This window comes from Paenibacillus taichungensis (assembly GCF_050994985.1).
Classification (GTDB): Bacteria; Bacillota; Bacilli; order Paenibacillales; family Paenibacillaceae; genus Paenibacillus; species Paenibacillus taichungensis.
In genome coordinates this window covers 5,037,797-5,064,502 of the sequence record NZ_CP194720.1, presented here as the reverse complement: position 1 = coordinate 5,064,502, position 26,706 = coordinate 5,037,797, and the positions used below count along the sequence as shown (strand labels likewise).

General features: G+C 45.8%; 17 protein-coding genes. 11 read left to right on the top strand and 6 right to left on the bottom strand.

Going from position 1 to position 26,706, the window contains the following annotated elements:
* The first annotated feature begins 10 nt into the window (after positions 1-10).
* The 3 genes from ACR1R9_RS22815 to ACR1R9_RS22805 all read left to right on the top strand — a co-directional run bounded on the left by ACR1R9_RS22815 (position 11) and on the right by ACR1R9_RS22805 (position 6,799).
* Positions 11-4,996: a DUF4132 domain-containing protein gene (locus ACR1R9_RS22815; protein ID WP_433922607.1), complete on the top strand. Its 4,986-nt coding sequence runs from the start codon at positions 11-13 to the stop codon at positions 4,994-4,996.
* Between the two features lie 276 nt (positions 4,997-5,272).
* On the top strand, positions 5,273-5,761 hold the full coding sequence (locus ACR1R9_RS22810; RefSeq protein WP_433948879.1) for an acetyltransferase: 489 nt from the start codon (positions 5,273-5,275) through the stop codon (positions 5,759-5,761).
* Between the two features lie 51 nt (positions 5,762-5,812).
* On the top strand, positions 5,813-6,799 hold the full coding sequence (locus ACR1R9_RS22805) for a WXG100 family type VII secretion target (protein WP_099855393.1): 987 nt from the start codon (positions 5,813-5,815) through the stop codon (positions 6,797-6,799).
* Between the two features lie 201 nt (positions 6,800-7,000).
* Here the strand turns inward: ACR1R9_RS22805 and ACR1R9_RS22800 are convergent, their stop codons facing one another.
* Positions 7,001-7,789 (bottom strand): formate/nitrite transporter family protein, encoded by a 789-nt coding sequence (locus ACR1R9_RS22800; protein WP_053784134.1) that lies wholly within the window; start codon positions 7,787-7,789, stop codon positions 7,001-7,003.
* A gap of 381 nt (positions 7,790-8,170) precedes the next feature.
* Here ACR1R9_RS22800 and ACR1R9_RS22795 point away from each other — a divergent pair, with 381 nt between their 5' ends.
* Both ACR1R9_RS22795 and ACR1R9_RS22790 read left to right on the top strand, forming a co-directional pair.
* Positions 8,171-10,834 carry an S-layer homology domain-containing protein gene (locus ACR1R9_RS22795; protein ID WP_433948880.1) on the top strand — a complete coding sequence of 888 codons (2,664 nt, stop codon included), beginning with the start codon at positions 8,171-8,173 and terminating at the stop codon, positions 10,832-10,834.
* Between the two features lie 40 nt (positions 10,835-10,874).
* Entirely contained in the window at positions 10,875-15,212 is a 4,338-nt protein-coding gene (locus ACR1R9_RS22790) for an Ig-like domain-containing protein (protein ID WP_433922611.1), read from the top strand.
* 142 nt (positions 15,213-15,354) lie between these two features.
* Here ACR1R9_RS22790 and ACR1R9_RS22785 read toward each other — a convergent pair whose 3' ends face one another.
* The 3 genes from ACR1R9_RS22785 to ACR1R9_RS22775 form a co-directional block, all read right to left on the bottom strand.
* The gene (locus ACR1R9_RS22785; protein WP_433922612.1) at positions 15,355-15,894 is read right to left on the bottom strand and encodes a hypothetical protein; all 540 of its coding nucleotides are present in this window, start codon (positions 15,892-15,894) and stop codon (positions 15,355-15,357) included.
* Between the two features lie 21 nt (positions 15,895-15,915).
* A complete protein-coding gene (locus tag ACR1R9_RS22780; RefSeq protein ID WP_433922613.1) occupies positions 15,916-16,134 on the bottom strand; it encodes a bacteriocin immunity protein in 219 nt (72 codons plus the stop codon).
* A 393-nt stretch (positions 16,135-16,527) separates the two neighbouring features.
* Positions 16,528-17,517 (bottom strand): quinone oxidoreductase family protein, encoded by a 990-nt coding sequence (locus ACR1R9_RS22775; protein ID WP_433922615.1) that lies wholly within the window; start codon positions 17,515-17,517, stop codon positions 16,528-16,530.
* A 137-nt stretch (positions 17,518-17,654) separates the two neighbouring features.
* Here ACR1R9_RS22775 and ACR1R9_RS22770 point away from each other — a divergent pair, with 137 nt between their 5' ends.
* The 4 genes from ACR1R9_RS22770 (at position 17,655) to ACR1R9_RS22755 (ending at position 21,243) form a co-directional block, all read left to right on the top strand.
* Positions 17,655-18,530: a LysR family transcriptional regulator gene (locus tag ACR1R9_RS22770; RefSeq protein ID WP_090807651.1), complete on the top strand. Its 876-nt coding sequence runs from the start codon at positions 17,655-17,657 to the stop codon at positions 18,528-18,530.
* A 6-nt stretch (positions 18,531-18,536) separates the two neighbouring features.
* Positions 18,537-19,637 (top strand): threonine aldolase family protein, encoded by a 1,101-nt coding sequence (locus tag ACR1R9_RS22765; RefSeq protein ID WP_090807653.1) that lies wholly within the window; start codon positions 18,537-18,539, stop codon positions 19,635-19,637.
* A 209-nt stretch (positions 19,638-19,846) separates the two neighbouring features.
* On the top strand, positions 19,847-20,317 hold the full coding sequence (locus tag ACR1R9_RS22760) for an SMI1/KNR4 family protein (RefSeq protein ID WP_072735051.1): 471 nt from the start codon (positions 19,847-19,849) through the stop codon (positions 20,315-20,317).
* 32 nt (positions 20,318-20,349) lie between these two features.
* A complete protein-coding gene (locus ACR1R9_RS22755) occupies positions 20,350-21,243 on the top strand; it encodes a LysR substrate-binding domain-containing protein (RefSeq protein ID WP_090952737.1) in 894 nt (297 codons plus the stop codon).
* A gap of 45 nt (positions 21,244-21,288) precedes the next feature.
* Here ACR1R9_RS22755 and ACR1R9_RS22750 read toward each other — a convergent pair whose 3' ends face one another.
* Together ACR1R9_RS22750 and ACR1R9_RS22745 are read right to left on the bottom strand one after the other, a co-directional pair.
* Entirely contained in the window at positions 21,289-22,278 is a 990-nt protein-coding gene (locus ACR1R9_RS22750) for an aldo/keto reductase family protein (RefSeq protein WP_090952739.1), read from the bottom strand.
* A gap of 141 nt (positions 22,279-22,419) precedes the next feature.
* On the bottom strand, positions 22,420-23,451 hold the full coding sequence (locus tag ACR1R9_RS22745) for a PocR ligand-binding domain-containing protein (RefSeq protein WP_433922616.1): 1,032 nt from the start codon (positions 23,449-23,451) through the stop codon (positions 22,420-22,422).
* Between the two features lie 327 nt (positions 23,452-23,778).
* On the opposite strand from ACR1R9_RS22745, the gene ACR1R9_RS22740 reads away from it, so the two are divergent.
* Both ACR1R9_RS22740 and dhaK read left to right on the top strand, forming a co-directional pair.
* Positions 23,779-24,921, top strand: a complete 1,143-nt coding sequence (locus ACR1R9_RS22740; protein WP_099855413.1) for a glycerol dehydrogenase — start codon at positions 23,779-23,781, stop codon at positions 24,919-24,921.
* The gene (gene dhaK / locus ACR1R9_RS22735; RefSeq protein WP_433922617.1) at positions 24,922-26,691 is read left to right on the top strand and encodes a dihydroxyacetone kinase subunit DhaK; all 1,770 of its coding nucleotides are present in this window, start codon (positions 24,922-24,924) and stop codon (positions 26,689-26,691) included. It begins immediately after the preceding gene.
* The last annotated feature ends 15 nt before the right edge of the window (positions 26,692-26,706 follow it).

Below are 26,706 nucleotides of genomic sequence, written 5' to 3'. Positions count from 1 at the left end.
GGAGAATGGAATGAATCAGGAAGATAAAGTTCAACAGTATCAACAAGAGTTGCAGGAAAAAGTGAAATCGCTGAAGGGTGTGGAGCAGGAACTCGCAGGCTATGTTGCAGAGATGGCTGGATTCACCTATTTGCGCGAAGACGAAAAGGCCTATTTGGATGCAGTGCAGCAATTGCAAGGTATGTCCGCTGAGACGAAAACGCCATTGTTCCGTCCATTGCTGGATGTGCTGGAGCAACTGGTCAGTGGATCCTTCCTGACTCGATTCCGTTACATTGCAGAACGTGCCGTGAATTTTCCTTATAGCAAACATTATGAGCGCAGACCATTTCGTACGACCGATCCCGAACAGCATATAGGACAGGTTCTTCGTAAAATGATTGCCTTGTTCCGTATGGAGATGCATGACTTTTCTCTGAACGAATATGTATCCATGCGGGAGTACAAGTTTGATTATCTTCATGAGGTTAGAGCCGTTATACCGGATTGCATTGCCTTTGAACTGGATCATGAAACCGGGGATATGAAGCAGGCGCTGCATGATATTATTTATGGCGACAATCAGAATGCATTGCTGACCAATGAAATGATCAAGGGTATCTTCATGAGCAATCAGGTGGATGCTTATCAAATGGTTGGGGAATTGCTGGTAGCAGCCAGACTGCAGGAGGGGTTGCGCCAGAGCATTGTAGAACGGATGGATGAAGGAACGCTTGAGGCGTATATATACATATTAAAAATAATCATCGACAACAACCTGATTCGGTTCAGTTCAGTGGTGAGAGCGCTCGCCGTATGGACAGGTATTGGAATTGAAGCGGCGAATCAGCGTGTTGCTGCGCAATTAATTACACAAGCGCATCAAGCATTGACTGATTCTGCGGTGCGAGAGGAATGGCAGCAAAGTGCCAATGCAAACCAATTATTCATTAGTCTTTGGGCAACCGCAGTCATCGAAGAGAATGAATTGGAGCGAAAAGTCATCCAAATCATGGATCACGGGCAAGTATATCAGCAGATTGTTGCACAATACGTACTTGCTAACAGTCAGAACAGAGGGCTGCGCTTAAACATGGCACGTCAGTATCTTGAAGTACAGGATCTGGAGTTGCTGCATTGGGTGATTGAGAATTATGATGCCATGTACATGTTTAACTGGAGCTTTGAAAATGGGGAGAATCAACGTAGTGTTCACGTCTGGCCCCTGCCTGTTTTTCGAGATAAAGCCGTGCGTCGTCGTGACTTTGATCTGTTTAAACAAATGCTGGCCTACATTCCACAGGGAGGGACAGGTGGACCATCCGGTGTTCTTGAATTTGTTCAATATCGGATCGATCCGGATGATGTAGTGAAAAAAATGCTGTACCTTGCTGCATATGACATGGACCCGGAATGGATTGGCGAGGTCATTGCACTCAAGGACAAACTAAGCCCGGATTTGCGAGGAGAATTGTTGTCCCAATTTGTCCATCATCCCGAGAACGAAGTACAAAGACAGTTTATTTTTGATAGTCTGTCGGATAAGAGCATGAACAATCGTGAGAATGCTCTGCTCAAAGCCAAGCTGCTGACGCTTACGCTCGAAGAGATGCTGCAAATGGAGGCGTTACTCAAACTGAAAACGGGATCTTTGCGTCAGAAGACCATTCAGGTGTTACTGCTTCAGCCAACCGATCAGCTGATGGTATCCCTGAAACGACTTGTACAATCCAAAACTGAATTGCAACGATTGGGTGCGCTGGAACTGTTGACCGAGATCTCCGCAGATTCACAACGCATGGAGCAGCAGGAGCAGATGCAGCCAATCATAGCGTTAATCAAGACACCAACAGCCAAGGAGCAGAAGCTGCTGGACAAGCTTACAGAGCAGAGCAGCAGGTATACGGCGGCTAATGGATTCGGTTTGTATGATCCTTCATGGGAAAATCCATTGCTTCAGGAAGAACGTGATCTCGGCAGCTTCAAGCCGAAGGACATGTTTACCCTTTCCCTGGAAAAAGCGAAGCAGTTTCTTGATGGTTTGGATGCGTTGTTACATGAGCACAGAGACCATGAATATGAGGCAGAATATTATGCCGGTTACAAAGAAACCTTGCTTGTAGGTGCGACATTGCGTGCCATGGTCTTCATTCCTTATGATCAGCGGCAGGATATAGCATTATTGGAGCAGTTCCCTCTCCATAACATATGGGGAGAATATGTTCAGAAGAGTGGTCTGGATAGTAAAGAACTGCTGCAAATTTTGTTTGTGATTCGTTTGGAGGATCTGAACAAGAAGCTGGATAGTTATTACCGTTACTATTCCAACATATACGAATATAGTGAATTGGAGAAACAATGGCTGCTGGAAGGATGGCGCAAGGAATTTGCCGAAGAGGTCTATCCGGTTCAGTATATCCAGGACATGAAAAAGATGGTCAGTGAGCTTCGTTACACAGATCAGGTGAAAACGCTGATTGAGGCCGTTTATGAGGACAGTGATAAGTCAGATACATTTGAAATCGCTGAGCGGACATTGTATGCGCTGATGAAAATGATGCCTGAGGAACAAATGGAAAAGGAATCGGGCATACTTGCTCTCTTGTCTGGTCCATGGTTCTATATTGTCCGGGATCGTGTATATGACGATGAGAGTTTCATGCGATACTTCCAGACGATAAGCCAATTCGACCGATTAAATAAGGAAAGTAACCGAGGCTCCTTCCTCACTCTGGACGATTACCTGCGTGCTTATGAATTGGACTTCATTGATGCACAGGAAGTCTACAAGCAGCTGCTTGTGGGAGATTCTCGTGCCCAGTTTATTCGGGAATTGACATCAAGCCGGTCCGACTGGATTACGGAGAAACCGGTATTGGCAGAACTGCGAAGAACAGTTGTTGAACGGATTTTGGAGATTGAGTTAACCCGAGGAGAGCTCTCAACAAAAGTAAGTACGCTGGCCATGAAGCTTGAACGCATTGAAGGTATGGAGCATTGGGTGCATCTTGTTGCAGCCATGGATCAGGATACCTTTGTCCGTGGATATATCTACAGCTACGGTGACAATACGACACGTAAAGAAACGTTCAGCCATCTGATCCAGGTTTGCCATCCACGTGATGGAGAGGACGAAGTACTGTTGGGACAATTGCTGGCGAAGCATCCCATCCAGGAGAAGAAGCTCCTGGAAGCCGCAATGTACGCACCGCAATGGATGGAGATTGTTGCGAAGCATCTCGGATGGGAAGGACTGCGCAGTGCAGCCTGGTACTTCCATGCTCATATCAATGAACGGTTCACTGCTGAAAAGGAAACCATTGTGGCGCATTATTCTCCAATTTCACCTCAGGACTTTAACGAAGGTGCATTTGATATTGCCTGGTTCGAGGAGGCATATGAAGCCGTCGGTGAGGAACGGTTCAGTCTGTTGTACGATTGTGCCAAATATATCTCCGGGGGAGCCAATCATCGCAGATCACAGTTGTTCGCGGATGCGGCACTTGGGAAGCTGAAGCTTGAAGATATGCGTCAGTCCGTGGAAGATAAGCGTAATAAAGATCATTTGTTGACCTACAGTCTGATTCCATTTGCAGAAGAACGGGAACAGGACCTGCGTGAGCGGTACGACTTCATTCAGAAGTTTCTGATGCAGAGCAAACAGTTTGGTGCACAGCGCCGTGCCAGTGAAGGTCTGGTATCCCAGATAGCGCTGGGTAACCTTGCCCGTAATGCAGGATATGCCGATGTTACCCGGCTGATGTGGGATATGGAAGCTCGCAAGCTGGATGAGATGAGATCCTATTTTGAGCCGCATGAACTGGATGAGGCTACTACAGCCCAATTGGTCATTGATGAAGAAGGCCAGCCGGAACTGCTCATCGTAAGCAAAGGGAAAACACTCAAATCTGTACCTGCTCGGTTCAAGAAAGATGGATACATCACCGAATTGAAGGAATTAAAAACAGATCTGGTTGATCAGTATCGCCGGGCAAGACAGGAATTGGAGCGTTCCATGACGGCAGGAACATCCTTTACGAGTGAGGAAGTTTCAAGCCTGCTGCAGAATCCGGTTCTTCGTCCACTGGTTCGCACGCTTGTGTTCCAAGCAGATGACAAGCTTGGAAGATTCGATGTAACGTCCGGTGGGTTGGTTACTCCAGCTTCGGATGATTCGACAAGCACGATACAAACCTTGGCGGCACATGATCGCCTACTGATTGCGCATCCATTGCATCTGTTCCAGAGTGGAAGCTGGAGTGAATTCCAACGGGATCTGTTCAACCGTCAGGAACGTCAGCCATTCAAGCAGGTATTCCGTGAACTCTATCTTCCAAATGAGGATGAGCTGGCTAATGGAACGGTATCCCGTCGGTATGCAGGTTATCAGATTCAGCCGAAAAAAGCAGTTGCTCTGCTTAAAGGACGTCAATGGACCGTCAGCTATGAGGAAGGACTGCAAAAGGTAAGCTATGAGCATAATCTGATTGCCAATCTCTATGCTATGGCAGACTGGTTCTCACCCGCAGATACAGAAGCGCCTACCCTGGAGACGTTGCAGTTCTATGATCGGAAAACTTATAAACCTGTCGCGTTAAAAGATGTACCGCCAGTCTTCTTCTCGGAAGTCATGCGTGACATTGATTTGGTGGTTAGCGTTGCGCATGTTGGCGGAGTAGATCCGGAAGCCAGCTTGACCACGATTGAGATGCGTCATGTGATTGTGAATGAGTCACTGCGTCTGTTGAAGGTCGATAACGTACGGCTCGATGGAAATTACGCTCGAATTAATGGTGAACTGGGCGAGTATGCCGTTCATCTTGGTAGCGGCAATGTGTTCAAACAGGCGACAGGCGCGCTTCATATCGTACCTGTGCACAGTCAGCATCGAGGTAGGATCTTCTTGCCATTCCTTGATGAAGATCCGAGAACGGCTGAGATTTTATCGAAAGTGATGTTATTGGCTGAAGACAAGAAGATCAAGGATCCGCAAATCCTTGCACAATTGCAGCAATGATTAGCAATGTTGAAATGATGCCGTAGCCAAGTGGCATTAGTTGACGAAGCAGAATGAACCTATCGAATATCAGGCAGCTGAAGCACCGGTCCAAGGTGTCTTGGGCTGTCTTTTACTTTCTGTTTTTTGGTAAGGAATCAGCAGTGAGTTGACTCAAGATTGGCAATGGTGGGTACAGATTGAGTGTTGGGCATGGTAAAATATGCGTAGAATGATATAAAAATTGATGTATTAACCAAATCCAATCGCAGGATCGGATGGTTACATAATCGTTATATGGAAAAGGAAAAGGAGAATACATTGGACATGTTAATCGCTTCATATCGTGAACAGGATCATGACAAGTTGGTCGAGATTTGGGAGAGGGCCGTTCGGGCAACACACACGTTTTTGGAAGAACATCACATCCAGTTTTATAAAAAAGTAGTGAGCGATGTGTTGCAGCAAAGACAAGTTGAGGTATGGGAAGCGCTGAATGCTGACAATGAACCTGTCGGGTTTATCGGTTTGGATGATAACTTTATTGAGATGTTGTTTATAGATGTCAGTCAGCACGGACAGGGTCTGGGACGTCTTCTGATCAACCATTCCCTTAACATCAAAGGCCGTAACCTCAAGGTGGATGTCAATGAGCAGAATGCTGGAGCGGCCCGATTCTACGAGAAAATGGGATTTGTACAAATTGGTCGTTCTGAGTTGGATGGTTCCGGTAATCCGTTTCCGCTGCTGCATCTGGAGATTAAGGCAGATCAGGCTGCAAGATAATCATCGATGGACCACGAAACAGGAGGAATATGACGAAGAGGAGTGTGCAGGATGACACAGATTAAGGTCACACCGGAACAACTGGATACAGTTAGTGGGCAATTCGCCCAGGCACATCAGCAATTGTCGGGATTCATGTCCACATTGGATAGCCAGATCCGTGTCATGCGCAGCAATTGGGACGGAATGGAGCGGGAACGCTTTTATAACGATTATGCAACGGCTCAAGGTACAATGAAGTCTGTCCTTGAGCTGGTCTTGTCCATTCAGTCGGAACTCAAGAAAATTGCTGAGCGTTTCCGCACCACAGATGAAGATGTTGTGAACAAGGCTCTTATGGTGGCTTTGGCTGCGGCACAGACTCTTACGTCCCTCGGTAAACATAAAGGTGATGGCCCGGGCAAAACGTCAGGTCCTCCGGAGAATATGGAGGATTGGGATAAGAAGGACGCCGAGGATTACAAAAACTATGAGGAAATGTTAAAGAAAGCCGAGGAGATGGGTGACGAGAAACTTGCGCAGCAGCTTCAGGCCAGCATGAATGTTATTCGGCTTCAATATGAGGACGAAATCTACCAGATTGATCCGAACACGGGCAAGACGGTGAAGATTACCGAGGATTCGATTGTAGGTACGTATCAGGTTAAAAGCGACAAGGGTGAAACGACCAGCATCAGCTTGGATAAACAGGGTAACGTCGTGGATTACAACAAGGATACGAAAAAATACGAGTATTGGGAACAAACCCATACGACCAGTCAAGGGGAGCATCTCTTTGGCAAAGGAGCACAAACGGCTACAGCTTATGGAATTGGCCTGCTGTTGACCAGCAAGAGCGGATCTGCCTTTACAGAACATGCGACAGGGCTCGGTTCCTCCTTTGTTGCGGACAAGTTCCTGTTCTCCGTGCCGGAAGAAGGCGAGACGCGTACGATGATTTACCGAACCAACAAGGATACGGGCAAAATCGAGAATATGATCGTGGTCACGCGTGGCGACAACGATATTGAATATATTCCGTGGCGTGAGTATAACTAAGCCACGGAGCAAGCCTTGTAGCCTCCATTCGGATACAAGGCAGATATAACCGAGGGCAGGCACATAGTGAGCCTGCCCATAAACAAACACCCGCACAACCTTCATCACAGGATCGAAAGGTTGCGCGGGTGTTTGTGGTTTGGCTTACCGTCCAGCCAAGGTCAGGTGACCGGGTAGTAAGGAGGATTTTTTTTCCAAATATTAGTGTGTCTCTTCGTCCAGAAACGGTTTGTTCACCGCATAATACATGAAGCCCATCAACAGCACGCCGCCCACTAGATTGCCAAGCGTGACCGGAATCAGGTTGTGAATAACCCCGCCGAATGAGATCGTCCCCGGATGATTCAGTACCAGCGCAATGGCGAATGTACACATATTGGCGACGCTGTGCTCATATCCCGAGATGAAGAAACAGAAGACAAAGAGCATCATGGCGAACATTTTTGCACCATTCTCCTTCATGAACATTGGCACAAAGAACGCCAGACATACGAGCCAGTTACACAGAATGCCCCGGAAGAAAAGCTGCATGGCCGGTGCCTCCATCTTGTGCTCTACGACACTCAGCAGAAAACCATTCACCTGAGATGAATCGAACAGACCCGTCAGGTAGATTAACAAGGCAAATACCGCCGCACCCATCAGATTTCCACTGTAACTTGCAATCCACAGCTTCACCACTTCGAACCATTTCAGTTTCTTGCGTAAGGCGGCATAGGTGTAATAGAACGTATTTCCTGTGAACAAATCACCGCCACCATAGGCGATCAGAATAATTGCCGCGCCGAACGTGAGAGCCGCCATAGGGTATGTAAAAGGGGAATCCTCCATATAAAAGAAGTTACCCGTCTTGAACGCCACGATGACGCCAAACCCGATAAACATGCTGGCGAGCATGGAGCGTGCAAGGTACCTGATCAAGCTTTGTTTGTAAATCTTGTGTTTCTTCAGCGCCAGCTTCTCTACGTTGCGTAAACCTTCCGTTTCCATAATTCGCCTCCAATAGCTAAGTTGAATAATTGCATAAACTTACAAATCTCACCAAGTTCTTTTCATTATAACGAATTTTGAGGCAGATACACGTGATTTCAGAAAAAGAATGTAAGAAAGCGCAATGTGAGTTTTACGTAAATACGTATTATATGAACTGATATTATTTATTTTTTCATAATTTAATTGCACCTATTTCAATCCGATGGACAATCCTTTTTGTATTTAACTTTTTGATCCAATGTTAAGTGAAGTGGGGGTGAAGGGATTATTAGTAAGCACCTTTTAATTGGATAATATGTTAGTTTTTTTGTTCAGAATTTGTTCAGAAAATCTTGATAAACTATGTGCCGAAAACGAAGTTTTTGGGGAGGAACAAGCATGAATCAGGATTGGAAAAAAATACTACTTACTTCAATTGTAGTGGGCATGCTGTGGGGAAATCAGATCGTCAACGCAGCCGATCAAACGGGAGGAGTAGCAAATCATATATCATCGGTGTTCACAGATCAAACCGATATCCGTTCTACTTCCTTGCAAGCGGTTCAGGAAGCGGTAAACCAAGGATTAATTGCGGGATATCCTGATGGCTCCTTTCATCCGAGCCAGCATTTGACTCGGAGAGAAATGGCCGTATTGCTTGCTAAAGCATCCCATTTAACACTTGATGAACCATCGCAATCGGTTCGGAATAATTCGGACTGGGCTACTCCTTATATTGATGCTATTCGAAAAGTAGGCTGGATGACTGGAGATGCATCCGGTAATTTCCGTGCCAACGATCCAATTCGACGGGAAGAACTCGCTTCCATCTTGGTAAGAGTTACAGGAGCACAAGGAATAAAGGGAGGTCAACAACAGACACTTTTAGATGAATCCATGGTGAGTAGTTGGGCCAAAGAGCAGGTACATACTGCATTAAAGCTTGGATTGTTGGAATCCAGTGAAGGAAGGTTCAGTTCCAAGGCTTTGGTGGAGCGGCAAGATATTGCTGGAATTCTAGTAGACGTTTTTCAAACGGGAGAGAGAACAGCTTCTCTGACTAAATTGGATGGAGATGTTGCCTACATCGACGGACGTCCTTTTGTAATTAGTAAAGAGCTTCAAAGTATTTTTAAGGATGGGAATAAAGATGCATTACAGAACGCTGTGATCACTTATGATGCTCGAACACGTAATCTGTCTTCCTTGTCGGAAATTCAGATTGTTCAAGCAGGGACGGTTAAAGATCCAGTGACATTGGATCTGAAAGGTTCATCTTATAAGGGCATGATTTCAGTCTCGGCGGATCATGTTGTTTTGAAAGCCGATACATTGCCACAGGTTGTCTTCAAACCAGGCTCGAGTGAAGTGACAATCGAAGGGGACATCGACGAAGTAATCATAAACACCACTAACAAAGTTAACGTTCAGGGAAGTGGGACGTGGAAACAGATTGTAATGAAAGATGCGAAGTCTGTTATTCAATTACCTGAGACTGTAAAAACGGACAAGGTTATTCTTCCAAAGGGAGGAGCATCAACACAGATTATCCGCAGTACACCGACTGTAACGACACCATCCAGTAATACGTGGACTAGCAACTCTAATTCAGGTTCAGATGGCTCATCGGGCCCATCCACACCAACACCTGAACCAGAACCACCTGTTGTCATTGGACCTCCGTCTCCGGAGAATCAACCGCCGGTTGTTCAATCGACCATCCCCGACAAAATTGTATTTTTGGGAGAGGATGCACAAGAGATTGATCTGAGCACTGTTTTTGCGGATTCGGATGAAGATGAACTCAGTTATGAGATTTCAGAAATCGATCATAACATTGCTACTGTGGATATTCAGGGTTCAACATTGAGAATCCAGTCTATTGCTTTAGGTAATACGACGGTTACGGTGAAAGCTACGGACGGAAAGGGAGGAAGTATAACAACATCCTTTGGCTATTTTGTGAATCCGTTCGTTATAACCCCACCGATACCGCCAGTTATACCACCGATTGTACCGCCGCTACCTCCAATAAACCATGCTCCTGAAGTGGTGAAAACACTGCAAACTGTAGAAATTGAATTGGGTGCTGTAAGTGATCCGATAGATTTAAAAACTATTTTCTCAGACCCGGACGGAGATGAACTGACCTTCGTTGTATCCTCATCCGATAATCAAGTCGCGAGTGCTGATATTACAGACAGTATGATGACACTGAATATTTATTCTGTTGGAAGTGCCAAGTTGACTGTAACTGCCAAGGACAATATCGGTGCAGCAGTGAAGAGCGAGTTCACTGTCGAGGTCAAAGCCCCTGTAGTTATTAATCATAAACCTACGGTAGCAGGGCAGATTTCTAAGTTGAATGTAACTTTGGGAAAGGTTAGCGATACGGTAAACCTGGCTGGCGTGTTCGAAGATTCAGATGGAGACATTCTGACGTATACGGCAGAATCTTCGGATTCCAATGTAGTAGATACCAGTGTGCAAGGAGAAACATTGACATTGGGCTTCAAGAACGTTATTGGTTCAGCTACGGTTACGGTCAAAGCTACCGATCCTGATGGTGAAGAAGCTGAGACCACATTTACGGTTAACGTGGAAGACCCGGATGCAGGAAAGGGATTATTTATTTCTGAGGTAGTCTGGGGTGAGGAATTCAATCAGGCAATTGAGTTGTATAATCCTACATCCAAAACGCTTAACGGAGGGGATATCACAATTGTACGCAGTGATTCCAATACTCCCATAACGCTGGACTCAGGCACAATCATTCCATCGAATAGTACGTTGGTTCTCGCAGAAGAGTTTAGTGAATTTTCAGATGAAGATTATTATTATATGATTTTGGATCTGGTTGAGAATACGGAACCGGTAACGCTGACGCTATATTACAAAGGGGAAATCATGGATACGGCAGTTATTGTACCAACTCAATCTTTGACAAGAAAATGGGATACTGTTCAAGGCGACAAGGTTTCTTATGAGCCATCCGAATGGAGCAATATCGGAGAAAACAATTATGATAACTTGGGCAAATTCGATTCTTTAATTACTCCTTAATTTCGTTTAATTCAACAGAAGATACAGAAGGAGAATACTAATGCGAAAAATGAAAAGAACAGCACAATTAGCCATGATTGCATTGCTCTTAAGTAATACTGTTCCAGTTGCAGCACAGAGTCAGGATTCAGCAGATCAGAAGATAACCCCATCTAGCATATCTTCAGGCCCCAATGCTACAAATCAATTAAATGATTCGATGAATAAGGCTGTAGGCATGGGGTTCATCAAAGGAGATCCGGATGGGAACCTTCGGGCGACCGATCCGATCACCCGTCAGGAACTGGCGGTTGTTCTTGCGCAGGCTCTCGGACTAACAACAAGTAAGAAAGTTTCAGAGCCATTTGTAGATGTGAACTCAGCTAGTTGGTCAGCATCTTCCATTCAAGCGGTGAAGAAGGCTGGTCTTTTGCAGGGAGATACAAAAGGGTATTTCCATCCACGAGCGGAGATTACCGGACAGGAATTGATCACCGTTTTGGTGAGAGCAACGGCTTATGCTACACAAGGCAATCAAATAGAGTCACTTCCTTCGGAATGGAAAGGGGCAAGTGCGTGGGCGGCTCCTTATATCCAAGCTGCTGAGAAGGCTAATCTTCTAAGTGAATATCAGGGAGAGAATAAAGTTAAACAAGGTCTTGTTCGGGGCGAAGCCATAGGTATGATGTTGTCAGCCATCTTCCCAGAAACCCGCCTGTCTGTGGTTCAGTCAATCCATGGAAGCCAAGCTCAGATCAACGGAGTTGTCTATCAGATATCTGAACAAGTGACAGGTCTTCTGAATGAACGCAACAAGGCTGTACTTGATCAGGCTGGTATACAGTTTAAGAGCCAAGATCATACAATTACCGAAATTAACGCCTTGGAAATTAGAAAAGGCGGAAAATCAGCACAGACAGGAGAGGCGGAATTCAGCCGTAATCTGTTATTGAATGCTGAGGAAACCACATTGAATGGAGATCTGACGATTAAGGCGGACTTCACTTCTGTACAAGGGCTTAAGATCAAAGGCAAACTGACGATAGCACCAGAGATGGAACATGATTTCTATGCCAAAAATATAAAAGTAGAACAATCTATTTCAGTTCAGGGTGGCGACAGCAATACCGTTGTGTTCGAAGACTCTGTTCTAAACAATGTGAATATAGATAAAAGTGATGTACATGTGGTGTTCTCGGGCAGTACGAATGCTCAAGAGGTTAGCATTGAATCCGATAGTACTCTTGAAATTGCAAACACAGCTGAGCTGTCTTTGCTGAACATTGTAGATGGCGCAAGTAAGGTGGAATTGCAGGGAACTGTAGATAAAGTCAAGTTGAATACGTCACAGCCTCTGCAACTTAAGGGTAATGTCAGCCTGCAACAAATAACGGTAGAAGGGGTTGGTGCTGTTAATCTTAATGTAGCGGGCACCATTCAACAACTTCAGGTGAATAATGCAGCAGCACAGGTTAATATAACAGGGAATATTAAGGTTGCCGAGGTTTCTCTGGCTGCTGGAGTACCATCTTCGGCCGTAAGTGGAAACACCGGAACAGTAACTTCCAATGCGACATCTTCTTCGTCAGGTGGAACGGGAGGGAGCGAAACAACTCCTGTTGTTGCCAATCGATCACCTGAACTGCTGAAGCCATTTGAAAATCGCAAGTTTACGGCAAATGGTCAGGGTAAGACGTTAAACCTGAACGACTATGTGACTGATCCGGATGGTGATTCAATAACGTATACGGTTGCTTCGTCCAAATCCTCAGTAGCTAAGGTTGTGCTTAGTGGATCAAATCTCGAAATTATACCCTTGGAACATGGTACAGCCACAATAACTGTGTCCTCGAATGATGGTCGCGGCAAAAGGCTGAGGTCCACATTTGACGTCAACGTGAATGCACCACCTCTTCCATCACCGATCCCGGATCAAGAGCTTGTAGCCGGGTCAAGCAGCACAGATGTCCATCTCATGGTCTATGTTATGGATGATGAGAAATATGAATCGGAGCTGCTTTACAGTGTATTGAATAGTGCCCCGGAAATCGTGGATACAGAGATCGTAAAATCGGAATATGGGCAATCTGTATTGAGGTTAACGCCTAAAAAGGCGGGAGAGGTTGTTCTTAAAATCAAAGTGGATGATGGGCAAATCGCAGATGATGGCAGTACGGGTGTTACAGAACTCGACATGAGGGTTGTTGTTCTTCCACCACTAAATCGTGCGCCTATGGGAGAAGCTCCATCGAAAATAGACGTCTATCTGGGTGATGACATCCCTGTAGTGAAACTGAACGAGCTATATACCGATCCAGATGGTGATGCTTTAATGTATTCAGCAGCTTCATCCAATTCAGATGGGGTTACTGTGGAGGAAAATACAGGTGAGTTGAAGTTAACTGCTCTTCAACTTGGAACGTATACCATATCGTATTCCGTAAATGACGGCAAGGGTGGAGTAACAAGTGGAACATTTGATATTAATGTAGATCCTATACCGAATTTGAATCCGGTAGGACAGTCACCTAGTTCGATTAACGTATACTTGGGTTTCCTACCAGATCGAATTCCATCTGTTAACTTAAATGATTATTATAGTGATCCGGACGGTGACCCACTTACATTCAGCGCCAGTTCATCTGATCCGGATGGATTAATAGTGGAGGAAGTTTCCGGAGTACTGAATTTGACTGCTTTGAAATTTGGAGAATATACCATTAACTATTCGGTGGAAGATGGTAGGGGAGGTTTCGTTTCTACTGGATTTCCAATAAGCGTTAATCCTAAGCCTAATGCTTCTCCAGTTCTTACGAGTGATCTACCTGCTCAAACGTTGTTTCTGGGTAAGGAGGATATTGTCATTGATCTCTCACAATATTTTAGTGATCCTGACGGAGATGTGTTAGAGTTTCAAACGCCAATTGACTTTAATAATTTCCTGATAGCAGAGATGAGCATTCAAGAAAACAAGCTGATTATTCATCCCAAGCGGGTTGGTCAATTTGAAGCTAACATTATAGCAAAAGATGTATATGGAAAAGAGGCAACAGCCTCTATTGATGTGGAGGTCTTAGAATCAGGAAGTATTGGTTCTATCCCAGATCAAACAATCATGTGGCCTTGGTCGACTTTGGATATAGATCTTACTCCTTACCTGTTAAATTTTGATATAAGTACTTTAACGGTTGATGCCTCTTCTGGAGACGTCAATATTGCGGAGGTTTCTACCACTGGTCCAAAGGTATCTGTCGCTCCAGTTGCGGAAGGACAGACCACCGTGACGTTGTCGGTTTATGATCAGTCTGGACGAAGGGAGAAAGTATCCTTTGGCATGACCATACAAGGCGAGCCTGCTGGCCCTAATATATCACCAGAGGTTGTAAGCAGCATTTACGAACAAGTGTTAACGCCAACGGTAACGAATGATCGTACGTTTGATCTGAGTCAATTGTTTAGTGATCCCGATGGAGATTCGTTACAATTTGCAATTAGCAGTAGTTCGAGCGAAGCAGTTAATGCAAGCATTAATGGTAGCCTATTAACCTTGAAGCCGGGGACAGGTAATGCAGTAGCCCCATTAACCCTGACGGCGAAGGATGGAAAAGGTGGAGAGGCAGAGTATTCCTTTAATGTTCGTACCGCTTCTCTGGTGAATGCTGGAGTGATGCAGATCAATACAAAATCAGGGGTGCAGGATGCTCTAACCTATTCAACCTCGAATTTGTTCCCGGGACAGACAAGTTTCAAACTATACAGTGGCACACCAGATTCGACATTTACGGGACCGGATACGATGAATACGACTCAAATTCCTTTAACCGCATCTCCGTTGTACTTCTGGATTATTGGAAATGATGGTAGAGCCGTGGTCGTTCAGGTCAATTCGCTTCCACAAGGCTCACCCGAGTTGTTTTTCTCTCAATACATGGATGCAGGAGATGGACGTAGTGTTGTCCAACTGTACTATACTGGTGACGGAAATCCGTCTCACAAGGCAACAGGTTATCAAGTGGATGTGTATCAGTGGATGAAAAAGACGTCAACAATGAAGGTGACGACGAAAAATGTATTCGATGTTGTTCCAGGAATGCCTTTCATTTATATAAATTATATATTTTATGATTTTTTTGACATCACTTCAGCCACGTACTACAATGATGAACTGGAATTGTATAACCCGAATGAGTATAACGTCGTTGCTTTGGTTCTCAAAAAGGACGGAAGAATTGTCGATGTACTGGGAGACCCATCCTCGCATGATCAATTTATGCCTGCTGGTGGGACATTTATTCGCAAACGTGGGATTTACACGGGTTCACAACAGTTCTCATTAACAGGTGAGTGGAACGAGTTCCCTAAAGGAACTTTACAGTACGTGGGTAAACATACACCGTAGAGTTGAGGGTAATAAACCAAGAAATACAGTTTACTAGGTAGTATGTTTCATTAACGATATTAAAAATCCTTCATGCTCTGAACTTGAGTATGGAGGATTTTAATATTTAACCGGAGATGGATACATACGGGGTCTGAGAATTTCAATCTTCGGTTCCTCTGTTCGTTCGGACAGATTTCGTAGCAGCTTCTCCTGGTTTTGATTCAGTTTTCGTAAAATTCGTGTTTATTTGAAGTGACTCTAATGCGGACTTTGCACCAGAAACATGTTGATGTGCAACAAGAATAGCAAAGGCCGCTTCTTTCACCAAAATATACGCATCCCCCTCCAAAACCTCCTGAGCCAACTTGATCTCGGTTTCTGTAATGGGCAGAAGAGCGAGAGTTTGCAAGACATATATCTGTACATCCTCATCTTCTTCTGGATTACGAACAAGTTGCGCGGCAACATGAAGGATTTCACCCAGAAGAGCAGAGGAGCCTGCCATACCAAGAGCACGCCACGCTTCGATGCGTACCAGATCTTCTTCGTTCGTATCCATGCCAATAGCAAGAACTTGCTGAGTAAGGTGGTTATCCGTCAGCTCGATCAGATCACGAAGTGCTTGTAGTTTTTCTTCTCCACATACAGCGTTAAAATCAGGCTGTTCATTGTTGTTATGATTCAAATCAGACATATCCAATCATTCACCTCCTAAAGTATGTTAGGGCTGGGGCGGAAGAATGATCGGACGAGCAGCCAAGGCCTCCTCCACAATCTGTTCGGGGGTCAGGTCTCGGTCATCCCAGAAAATCAGATTACTGATCTCAGCATAAGGCATCTGTTGCTGTAGCTCGTTTAGCATCTCATCCAGTTCATTTTCTGTTCCTTCGGCATTCATCAACTTTCGAACTAATTCTACCAAGTGCAAATGGCTGGACATGTTGATACCTCCTGAATGATTCATAGAGTGAATAATTTAGTCTTTCATGGGTTGATCCAATGGATCATACGTAACGATCACCGGTAAAAATTTGGGCTCTAGCATCAGGCTAATGAGTTGTCCGTTTTGATCAGCATAAGAAACGAGATAGCTTCCAAAATGAGATTCATAGATGAAATCCCTGTATTGAAAGGATCGTTCGGGGTACTTTATGTTCACATATAGCGTAGTTACCCCGCGGGCAAAGGTTGCTTTCAACATCGGAATTTGGGCCAAAAGTATAATCGCGACAAGAACAATTGCTGTACGTTTAGCGAGACGGGTCAGATGGATTCACCCCATTATCGTAAAATGATTTTACCTAATTAATGAAGGTCCATCTAAAACCAGATGTCACTCCACGAGTATAGCAAGATTGCCAAACTGCTCTCCCTTTTCCATACGTTCGAATGCTTTCACTGTGTCCTGTAGCGGATATATACCATCGATCACAGGATGTATATCATGTTTCTCTACCCATTGCAGCATCTGAATAAACTCTTCACGGCTGCCCATGGAGGTGCCAATCAGGCTAACTTGCGGGAAAAAGATCGAGCGGATTGGAACAGCCAGATCATCTCCCGAGCTTGCGCCATACATCACGATACGGCCACCTGGTCTGATTATATCAAAATATTTGGGGAACATGGCTTGTCCGATGCTATCCAAGATGAAGTCAACAGGATCAAGATCATTCTGCAGACTCCAGTCTGCATGACTGTCTAGAGCTTGGAAAGCGCCCAGACGCAGGGCCTCATGTCTCTTGGCTTCACTTCTGGATGTAACGGTTACCTTGGCACCCGCAGCTACGGCCATGAGCAGGGCATAGGTCGCTACACCGCCGCCAATACCGGGAATGAGGATATGTTCACCCTGCTTAAGTCCGCCACGAGTGAATAAGGCGCGGTATGCTGTCAAAGCCGAAAGGGACAACACCCCTGCTTCCACCCATGATAGATGAGAGGGTTTGGGCAAGGCATTTCTAGCAGGCAGCGTAATATATTGTGCGAGAGTTCCATCCGTAGGGCCTCCTACAATATCGGGCACAATAGGTACTTCAACAGCGTGGTCCCAACCGAGAGTAGGGTGAATAATGACCTCATCACCTACAAATAAGTCCTCTACATCATCTCCAATTGCTATGATTACACCTGCTCCATCGGAACCAAGAATGAGTGGTGTGTCCTGGGATGTACGACCTGCCATGATGAACAGATCACGATGATTAATTCCAGCAGATTTTAGTTGGATCTGTACTTCACCGGCTTCGGGTGCTCGAGATGTTGACTCTGTATATTGAAGACCTTCAAGGCCGCTATGGCCGGAATGTATAATAGCTTTCATTTTCAAAATTCCTCCTTGTGTATATAAAAACTTCACTACTGAGCCTCATTGTACAGATGGGGCAGATTCACGTAAAATGAACAAAAATGAATGTCAGTATCAATTCAGATAATAGATAACAAGCAGGTGATCAGGGCATGGATGCAGGAGATTTAAAAATATTTCAGGCGGTTGCCCGCGAAGGCAGTATCAGCAAAGCAGCATTAGCGCTGAATTATGTGCAATCCAATGTAACAACACGAATTAAACAGTTGGAAGATCAGCTGCAAGTACCGCTGTTTCATCGCTCCAACCGGGGCATGTTGCTCACACCAGCGGGTGAGAATTTGCTGGGATATGCGGATAAAATATTACATTTATTATATGAAGCGGAGCAGGCAACGCAGATCGGAAATCCACCTGCAGGGATGCTTCGTCTTGGTGCGATTGAGACCGCTGCCTCCAGTTATCTGACGCCGCTGCTCGCTGAATATCGTTTATGTTACCCCGAGGTTCAGCATTCGTTAATTACAGGGGGGACACATGAACTCAATCAGAAGGTCATTCAACATGAGCTGCATGGAGCTTTGGTATATGGCCCGATCGACCACCCTGAGCTGAACTATATGAAAGTGTACGACGAAGAGTTGGTACTGATTGCAGAACCCGGAACCCATGAAATGCATGCTCTATTGTGCAAACCGATGTTGTTTTTTGAAGTAGGCTGTACCCATCGCGCGCAGGCAGAAGCCTTTTTGAAAGATCAAGGCGTGCACACCCTCAACGTTACGGAATATGGAACACTGGACACCATTATGAATGGCGTATCTGCGGGAATAGGTGTGTCATTGCTCCCACGATCCTCGGTTACGAAAGCCGAAAGGAGAGGCGAGGTTACAGTGTTATCTTTGCCTGATCCGTATCGCAGGTTGGAAGTAGGATTTGTGCATTCCCGGAGTGAGCATCAATACGGAGCGCTGGGTGCACTGGTGCAGATGATAACGAACCAAAAAACCAGAACAATAAAGGAGTAAATAACCTTGAAGAATACAGAGTTAACATTAGCGGAAGCTTTTAATCAGGCAGAGTTTATTATAGGCGGCCACGGAAGTCGTAAAGTCAAAGTACTTCAGGAAGCGCTGGAGCAGGTGGATGGGGAACAATATAGTGATCATTATGGCAACGGCAAAATCATTGATCAATTCCAGCAGCAGATGGCTGACGTTCTGGGCAAGGAATCCGCTGTATTTTTCCCCAGTGGTACGATGGCGCAGCAAATTGCGCTACGTATCTGGTGTGACCGCAAAGGCATCAAGCGGGTAGCTTATCATCCTTTATCTCATCTGGAAATTCATGAAGAGGACGGACTGAAGGAACTACATCACATTGAATCCATTTTGCTGGCGGATAAGGACCGATTGATTCGATTGGAAGATGTGGAGGGGATGAATGAAGAGATTTCCTGCCTGCTGCTTGAACTGCCCCAACGCGAGATTGGTGGACAATTGCCTGCCTATGAAGAGTTGGAAGCAATCTCGGCTTATTGCCGTGAACGTGGAATCAAGCTTCATCTGGACGGGGCACGTTTGTTCGAAATCACGCCATACTATCAGAAGACACCAGCCGAGATTTGCAGTCTGTTCGATAGTGTCTACGTGTCTTTTTACAAAGGCATTGGAGGAATCGCTGGGGCTATATTGGCAGGAGATACGGATGTTATGCAAGAATCGAAAATATGGAAGCGTCGGCACGGCGGCGATCTGATCGGCCTATATCCATATATTCTTAGTTCTCAATATTATTTCAATGAACGGATTGGCAAAATGGGGCTTTATTATGAGCAGGCGAAGGAACTTGCTTCCTTGTTAAATGCGTGTCACGGTATACGTACATTGCCAGAAGTACCCGTCTCCAATATGTTTCACGTACATTTTCCCTTGGCCCAAGCCGAGGTGGAGCGTATTCTGGCATCCATGACTCAGCAATTTGGCCTAGGGATTACTTCATACTTGCAGCTGACCAGTGCGCATAGCTGTGCCTTTGAATTGTCAACGGGGGATCGTTATCAGAATGTACCCAAGGACAAGCTGCGTTCAGCGCTGGAATGGCTGGATGAAGAACTGCGGAAACATGTGAACTAAAATATGCCATGGTTATTATGTTTTATTCTGCCTTATCCACTTGCTGGATAGGGTATTTTTGTTGCAGGAAAAGAAAGATAGGTGACGAAAGGTACTTTAATGCAGCAATAACAGTAATAATGTAGCTTCTGGTATCATCGTGTCGTTAATAGTGAACATATTTTTGGACCACAATTTCATTGATTTTCATTTATAGAGGAGGAGTTCAAGTGGAGTCGAAAGAATTGGAACCCATTCGTGATCTTTTGGTTGAAGCTTACAATACAACAATGGGAGAAGGGTGTACTCCTGAAACGCAACAGAGCATTGAGGATTTTGAGCAAAAGTATAACGTGAAATTGCCCGCAGTGTATCGTGAGCTCTTGCTTGAATTTGGTGCATGCAACTTCGGCGATCCTGCCTTGTATTCGGTGAAAGAATTGAACTGGGCATATCCCGAGTTCCTGGATGTATATCGTGAATATGAGAAGGAATACGAGTTGCCCGCTGATCTGCAACCATTTCCAATTGGTGGGTTTGGCGAAGGAAGCATTGCTATACTGGATCAAAATTCTGGCAAGGTCCTGATGTTAATCCACGATGCGGGAGAACTGCCTCTTCGTGAGATTGCCGTGGACTTTAATGAATTAATGACGATGCTGGCTGAATCAGCTGTTTGGGTTCAGGAACAGATGAAGTAACAGGCTAGTCGGAAGGGAAGTACACCAGACGTATGGATATTCGAAAACTACGATACTTTATCACCGTGGCGGAGGAGCTTCATTTCCACCGTGCGGCTGAGAAATTAAATATGACGCAGCCGCCGCTGAGCCAGCAGATTCAGAATCTGGAAGAAGAGCTCGGGGTGAAGCTGCTGGAACGCACGAAAAAAATGGTTCGTCTCACGGCAGCCGGTGCCGTATTTCTGGAACAGGCGAGGCTGATCATGGCCCAACTTGAGCGATCCATCCAGCTTACGCAGAAGGCTGACCAGGGCATCATTGGACATTTAACGGTTGCTTTTGTGGATTCGGCTTCAGGGAGTATTATGGTCGATGTGTTGAGAAAATTCCGTGCGGCGTACCCGCAGATTGAACTTACGTTGCACGAGATGACCTCGTCCGAACAATTGCAGGCACTAGCAGATGGACAGATCCATATTGGATTTTTGCGGTATCAGGATCATACCGGACATTTGTCGTTCCGGGTCTGTCAGACGGAAACATTAATCGCAGTGCTGCCAGACCATCACCCTTTAGCTTCACAGACTCAGGTGTCAATAACAGAACTAGCGGACGAAGATTTTATTTTATTCCCACGGCATCTGGGTTCTCCGTTCCATCGTCTCGTTCTGGATTATTGCAGGGAGCATGGTGTAGATCCTCGTATTACACAGGAAGCCATTCAGATGTACACGATTGTGAATCTCGTGGCAGCGGGTATGGGTATATCCATCGTTCCTTCTTCAGTAGATGTGTTCGAGCGGAGGGGTGTGGTATTTCTACCATTAGCAGAAAGTCCGCCCTCCGTACCGTTGTACACGGCATGGCGGACGGACATGAATCAGGAAGTGATTTCCCGTTTTATGAATATTGTAGATGAAATCGTTGATGGGAATATAAGTTGAGCTAAAGATTATTACACTTGCACTACGATGACCGAACAACCTGTTCTAACCCGTCTTGGCAGGGTTTCTCTCAATCCATTCACCTAATATTTCATCAATGCGGGACAGGATGTCCCGATCCAGTTGAACACCAGAGGCTTTCACATTCTCAAGGACTTGCTCTGGGCGCGATGCACCAATAATGACGGATGACACATACGGATGCTGGAGAACCCAGGCAACGGCGAGTTGAGGGAGTGTCAGTCCGATCTCTTTCGCCAATGGAACAAGCTGTTGCACAGCAGTTAGAACATCGTCACGTAACCACCGACCAGCCAGATTGTTGAAAAAGGGTGCTCCAGCATCGGCCGCTGCACGTGATCCGGCTGGCAGCGCTTCGTGCGGAATATATTTACCAGATAGTATGCCCTGGGCCAGGGGAGACCATGTAATGTGGCCAAGGCCTGCTTGTGTACTTGCTGGTACAACTTTCTGCTCAATAACCCGCCATAACATCGAATACTGTGGTTGGCTCGCAATAAAAGGCACGCGAAGCTCCCGAGCTAATGCGGAACCTTCTTCAATCTGAGCAGCAGTCCATTCGCTAACTCCAATATAGTGAACCTTGCCCTGACGAACCAGATCGGCAAACGCAAGGAATGTTTCCTCCAGCGGCGTATTTGGATCATAACGGTGAGCATAATAGACGTCGATATAATCCGTTTGCAATCTTCGCAATGAAGCGTTGCAGGCCTCCATGATATGTTTGCGGGAAAGTCCTCTGTCATTGCGACCCGAGCCGGTTGGATGACAGACTTTGGTGCACAGTTCAATACTTTCTCTTCGGATCTCCTTTAGAGAATGTCCTAACACCGTTTCTGCCTTGGTGTTGGAATAAACGTCTGCCGTATCAAATGTCGTGATGCCAGCCTCCAAAGCAGCCCGGACACAGGCTTTTGCAGTTCCATCATCCACTTGTGCTCCATGTGTAATCCAGTTGCCCAGTGAAATCTCACTGACGGTTAAACCGCTGTTTCCCAATTTGCGATATTCCATTCGTGACGCCTCCCTAAGTAATCTGGACTCCATTGTAGCAATGGCAGATTAATAGGTGAAATATCTTTTAACCCCATCTTTGATACGAAAAAGATATCAATGGATCTTCCTCTGGTAACAAAAACGTATAGTTAAGCTTGCTCATTGTTCCTGCATGTATTTGCGATAGAGGGCAGGCGTAATCTCCTCGAATTTCTTAAATATTTTGATAAAATACCCCGATTCATTGAAACCCAGTTCATCACTGATCTGTGACACGGGCATGTCCGTAACCTCCAGCAATTGCTTGGCCCATTTGATTTTGAGTCGTGCAATATAAGTCGTGAAGTTCTCACCCGTTTCCTTGGCAAACAGCCTGCTGAAATAACTTGAGCTCAGGTGGCATAGATCGGCCATTTGTTTAAGAGAGACTTGCTCACTCTTGTGACTGTGAATATATTCAAAAGCAGGTTGGAGCACCGGGCTGGAGCTCTCTGTATCACTTGGACTATTTTTAAGATAGGCATCCGCAATCGCATTGGTCATTTCTTTTTTGATCGATTCAATATTACGGATGGAGTATCCAGGTAGAATCGTGGACAGATTCAGAGACTCCTGATGCCCCGAAGCTTTCTCGAACATTTCCACCAGCAAATTTTTGTTTAGTGCTTCCTCCACGATGTAGTTACAGAGTAAAGAAAGCATGTTGGAAATTTTCACAACCTCTTCATAGGTCATGACAGGCAACTGGTCATAATCGTCCTGTAATTCCTTTAGCTTCGCAGCATGCATAGGCACGTTCTTGGACGTGACGATCTGTTCCAGTTCCGTCCCTTTCTCCGGGTCAGTGAGCTTCACCTGTCCTGCCATTACCGCACCGATATATTTTCCATCAATGGTGATTGGAATCGCGATATCCACGATATTAAAATGACACAGATATACATAAGGTTCGTTCAATCGAACGGCTTCCAGACCACCACGAGAATCACATTTCTGGCAGTAGGGGAGCAGTTCGGGATCTTTGCGAACATTTTGGCAAAAGGCCTGACAGCTGCTATGGCTGGTTACGGGAATTCCTTTATAATCAACGGTTAGAATAGCCAGCTTGGTCACAGTGGCAAGAGAATCCTGTAGACGCTTCCATTTATTCAGGTCGAGGATTTTATTGATGTGCAGATATTCTTTAATCATGGGTGGAACCCTCCATAGCTAACCTGATGAATGATTTCGTTCGTTAAAAGTTAGCAAGTTGTACATATTAAGATGAGTTAATGACGGGTAATGTATAGATGATGTCAAAAATTAACCTATCGCATGACAATAAGATACCATGATTCCATTGAAAAGCAAAAAATTACGATTGCAAATTATAATAATTTGTTATCAAAGTCCACTGTAAACCTCATATGCATGGTATATATTTAGGTTAATTGTGAGTATTTAATGTTGAAGGTATGCAGGACATTTATGCAGTAAACGAAAACGAACTTATATCATCCATAGGAGGTTTATATCATTATGAGAAAAGCATTTATTAGTCCAACGAAATATGTGCAAGGCGAAGACGAATTGTTGAACCTCGGTTACTTTGTGAAATCCTTTGGTGAATCTGCATTGCTGATCGCACATCCGGATGATGTACAGCGTGTAAAGGCGAAGCTCGATGAAACGGCACAAAAATTCAATATTACGTTTGTTGAAAGCGGTTTTAGAGGGGAATGTTCCCGCGAGGAAGTTGCTCGTCTCCAGGAAATTGCGAAAGAAAAAGGATGCACATGTACAATTGGCCTCGGTGGCGGTAAAGCGATCGATGCAGCCAAATGTGTGGCAGAAGGCGAAGCGCTAATCATCTGTCCTACCATCGCAGCAACGGATGCGCCAACAAGTCACTCTGCTGTGTTGTATACGCCGGAAGGTGCTTTTGATGACTATGCGTATTTCAAACAAAGCCCTAGTGTTGTTCTCGTGGACACAACGGTTATTGCAAACGCACCAACACGTTTCCTTGTATCGGGTATGGGTGACGCGTTGTCTACGTACTTCGAAGCAAGAGCTACAGCAAAGTCGTACTCTCGTGTTAACGCAAGTCTGCCGATGGGTTCCCGTGAAGGATACACGCCATCCGCAGTAGGTACGAATGCAGCACTTGCTCTTGCAAAACTGTGTTATGAAATGCTGCTGACGGATGGATTAAAAGCGAAAGTAGCCAGTGACAGCAACGTCGTGACTCAAGCGCTGGAAAACATCGTTGAGACAAACATTCTGTTGTCTGGTCTTGGATTTGAGAGTGGCGGTCTGGCTGCAGCCCATGCGATCCACAATGGTTTGACTGTTCTGGAGGGTACACATCACTTCTTCCACGGTGAAAAAGTATCATTCGGTACGATTGCACAACTCGTCCTTGAAAATGCACCAACCGAAGAGCTGCATGAAGTCATGGACTTCTGTCTCGCAGTGGGACTGCCTGTAAGCTTGGCGGATATCGGTGTAGATACCATTACTCAGGAAGAGTTGTTGAAGGTGGCCGAGATCGCATGTATTCCGGAAGAATCCATTCACGCCATGCCGTTCCCGATTACTGTTCCTGAAGTGGCTGCTGCCATTGCGGCTGCTGACCGTATGGGACGGGACTACAAAAAAGCTCGCCGGGAGGCGAAATAAATGAAAAAAATTATCAATCAGGCTGAAAATGTTGTCATGGAAATGTGCAACGGGATTGCGCTGGCGCACCCGGAGCTTGAATTTTTGAAAAAATATAAGGTCATTAAACGCAGAGAGATTAATGGGGACAAAGTCAGCCTCATCAGCGGAGGCGGCAGTGGTCATGAACCTGCTCATGCGGGTTACGTTGGCAAAGGTATGCTGGATGCTGCGGTCTGCGGAGATGTATTCGCATCCCCTTCCCAGATTCAGGTATACCAGGCGATCAAGGCCACAGCCAGCAATAAGGGTACGCTGCTAATCATCAAGAACTATAGCGGCGACATGATGAACTTCAAGAATGCGGCGCATCTTGCAGAGGAAGATGGCATTGACGTGCAATATGTGCGGGTTGAGGACGACATTGCTGTTCAAGACAGTCTGTATACGGTAGGACGCCGCGGCGTTGCCGGAACTGTACTGGTGCACAAAATCGCTGGAGCCGCAGCCGAAGAAGGCCGCAGTCTGGCAGAGGTGAAATCCGTAGCCGAGAAAGCAGCCCAGAACGTTCGCAGCATCGGATTTGGATTCACTTCCTGCACCGTGCCCGCCAAAGGAACACCGACATTTGAAATCGCTGAAGATGAGATGGAATTCGGTGTGGGAATTCATGGTGAACCAGGCATTCGCCGCGAGAAATTAGTATCTGCGGATGAGCTTGCAGGACGTATGGTTGAAGCACTGCTTGCAGACATGAAGCTGGACAACGATACATCCGATGAGATTGCTGTGCTTGTCAATGGCTTTGGCGCTACACCGTTGCAGGAGCTCTATCTGCTCAACAACTCGGTTCAGCGTGAGCTGGCAAAGCATTCAGGTCTGGGTGTAGCCACTACGTTTGTTGGCAATTACATGACGAGCATCGATATGGCAGGCGCATCGGTAACCATCCTGAAACTGGACGATGAACTGAAAACGTTGTTGTTTAAGGAAAGTGATACACCTGCTTTCAAAGTGTCTGGTCCTCCAGTAGCACAAGTGACATATTCCGAAGCACTGGAAGCCGTCGTGACTGAAGATGCGCCAGTATCCTATGAAGTGGAGACACCTGCAACGTCTGCGGTGATCAACAACAATCAATTCTCCGTGGATAATATCGTCTACCTGATCGATAAGATGAGTGAGATCATCATCAAGAACGAAGTACCATTCTGTGAACTGGATTCCCATGCAGGTGACGGCGATTTTGGCATGAGCGTAGCGAAGGGCTTTAGACAGCTCAAACGCGAATGGAACCATATCGTGAACGAAGAGAAAAAGAATATCGGTTCATTCCTCGATGCATGCTCTCTTGTCATTATGGAATACTGCGGTGGTGCATCCGGCCCAATCTGGGGTTCGGCATTCCGGGCAGCAGGCAAAGCCGTTGGTGACAAGCAGCAATTGAACGTTGCAGAGTTCGCTGATATGATGCAGGCGGCAGTGCAGGGGATTCAGTCTACTGGCGAACGTTCCTTCGGACGTGGTGCCGTTGTAGGTGACAAGACATTAATTGACGCACTTGTCCCTTGTGCAGACGCATGGACGCAAAGTGCGAAGTCTGGAGATGACTTCAAAACGGCGTTTGCCAAAGGTGCGGAAGCGGCAGTAGAAGGCGCGAAGAAAACAGAAGACATTGTGGCACGCATGGGCCGCGCGGGTGCTGTTGGCGATCGCAGTCTCGGATACCCGGATGCTGGCGCATATGCGCTGGGTGTTATTTTCACAGAGCTATCCGAGTCAATGAAATAAATATGGAGTGCAACG

Bases quoted from the DNA above. Each gene is read 5' to 3' on its own strand.
- ACR1R9_RS22815 (WP_433922607.1), top strand. From the start codon at position 11: ATGAATCAGGAAGATAAAGTTCAACAGTATCAACAAGAGTTGCAGGAA.
- ACR1R9_RS22810 (WP_433948879.1), top strand. From the start codon at position 5,273: ATGGAAAAGGAAAAGGAGAATACATTGGACATGTTAATCGCTTCATAT.
- ACR1R9_RS22805 (WP_099855393.1), top strand. From the start codon at position 5,813: ATGACACAGATTAAGGTCACACCGGAACAACTGGATACAGTTAGTGGG.
- ACR1R9_RS22800 (WP_053784134.1), bottom strand. From the start codon at position 7,789: ATGGAAACGGAAGGTTTACGCAACGTAGAGAAGCTGGCGCTGAAGAAA.
- ACR1R9_RS22795 (WP_433948880.1), top strand. From the start codon at position 8,171: ATGAATCAGGATTGGAAAAAAATACTACTTACTTCAATTGTAGTGGGC.
- ACR1R9_RS22790 (WP_433922611.1), top strand. From the start codon at position 10,875: ATGCGAAAAATGAAAAGAACAGCACAATTAGCCATGATTGCATTGCTC.
- ACR1R9_RS22780 (WP_433922613.1), bottom strand. From the start codon at position 16,134: ATGTCCAGCCATTTGCACTTGGTAGAATTAGTTCGAAAGTTGATGAAT.
- ACR1R9_RS22775 (WP_433922615.1), bottom strand. From the start codon at position 17,517: ATGAAAGCTATTATACATTCCGGCCATAGCGGCCTTGAAGGTCTTCAA.
- ACR1R9_RS22770 (WP_090807651.1), top strand. From the start codon at position 17,655: ATGGATGCAGGAGATTTAAAAATATTTCAGGCGGTTGCCCGCGAAGGC.
- ACR1R9_RS22755 (WP_090952737.1), top strand. From the start codon at position 20,350: ATGGATATTCGAAAACTACGATACTTTATCACCGTGGCGGAGGAGCTT.
- ACR1R9_RS22750 (WP_090952739.1), bottom strand. From the start codon at position 22,278: ATGGAATATCGCAAATTGGGAAACAGCGGTTTAACCGTCAGTGAGATT.
- ACR1R9_RS22745 (WP_433922616.1), bottom strand. From the start codon at position 23,451: ATGATTAAAGAATATCTGCACATCAATAAAATCCTCGACCTGAATAAA.
- ACR1R9_RS22740 (WP_099855413.1), top strand. From the start codon at position 23,779: ATGAGAAAAGCATTTATTAGTCCAACGAAATATGTGCAAGGCGAAGAC.
- dhaK (WP_433922617.1), top strand. From the start codon at position 24,922: ATGAAAAAAATTATCAATCAGGCTGAAAATGTTGTCATGGAAATGTGC.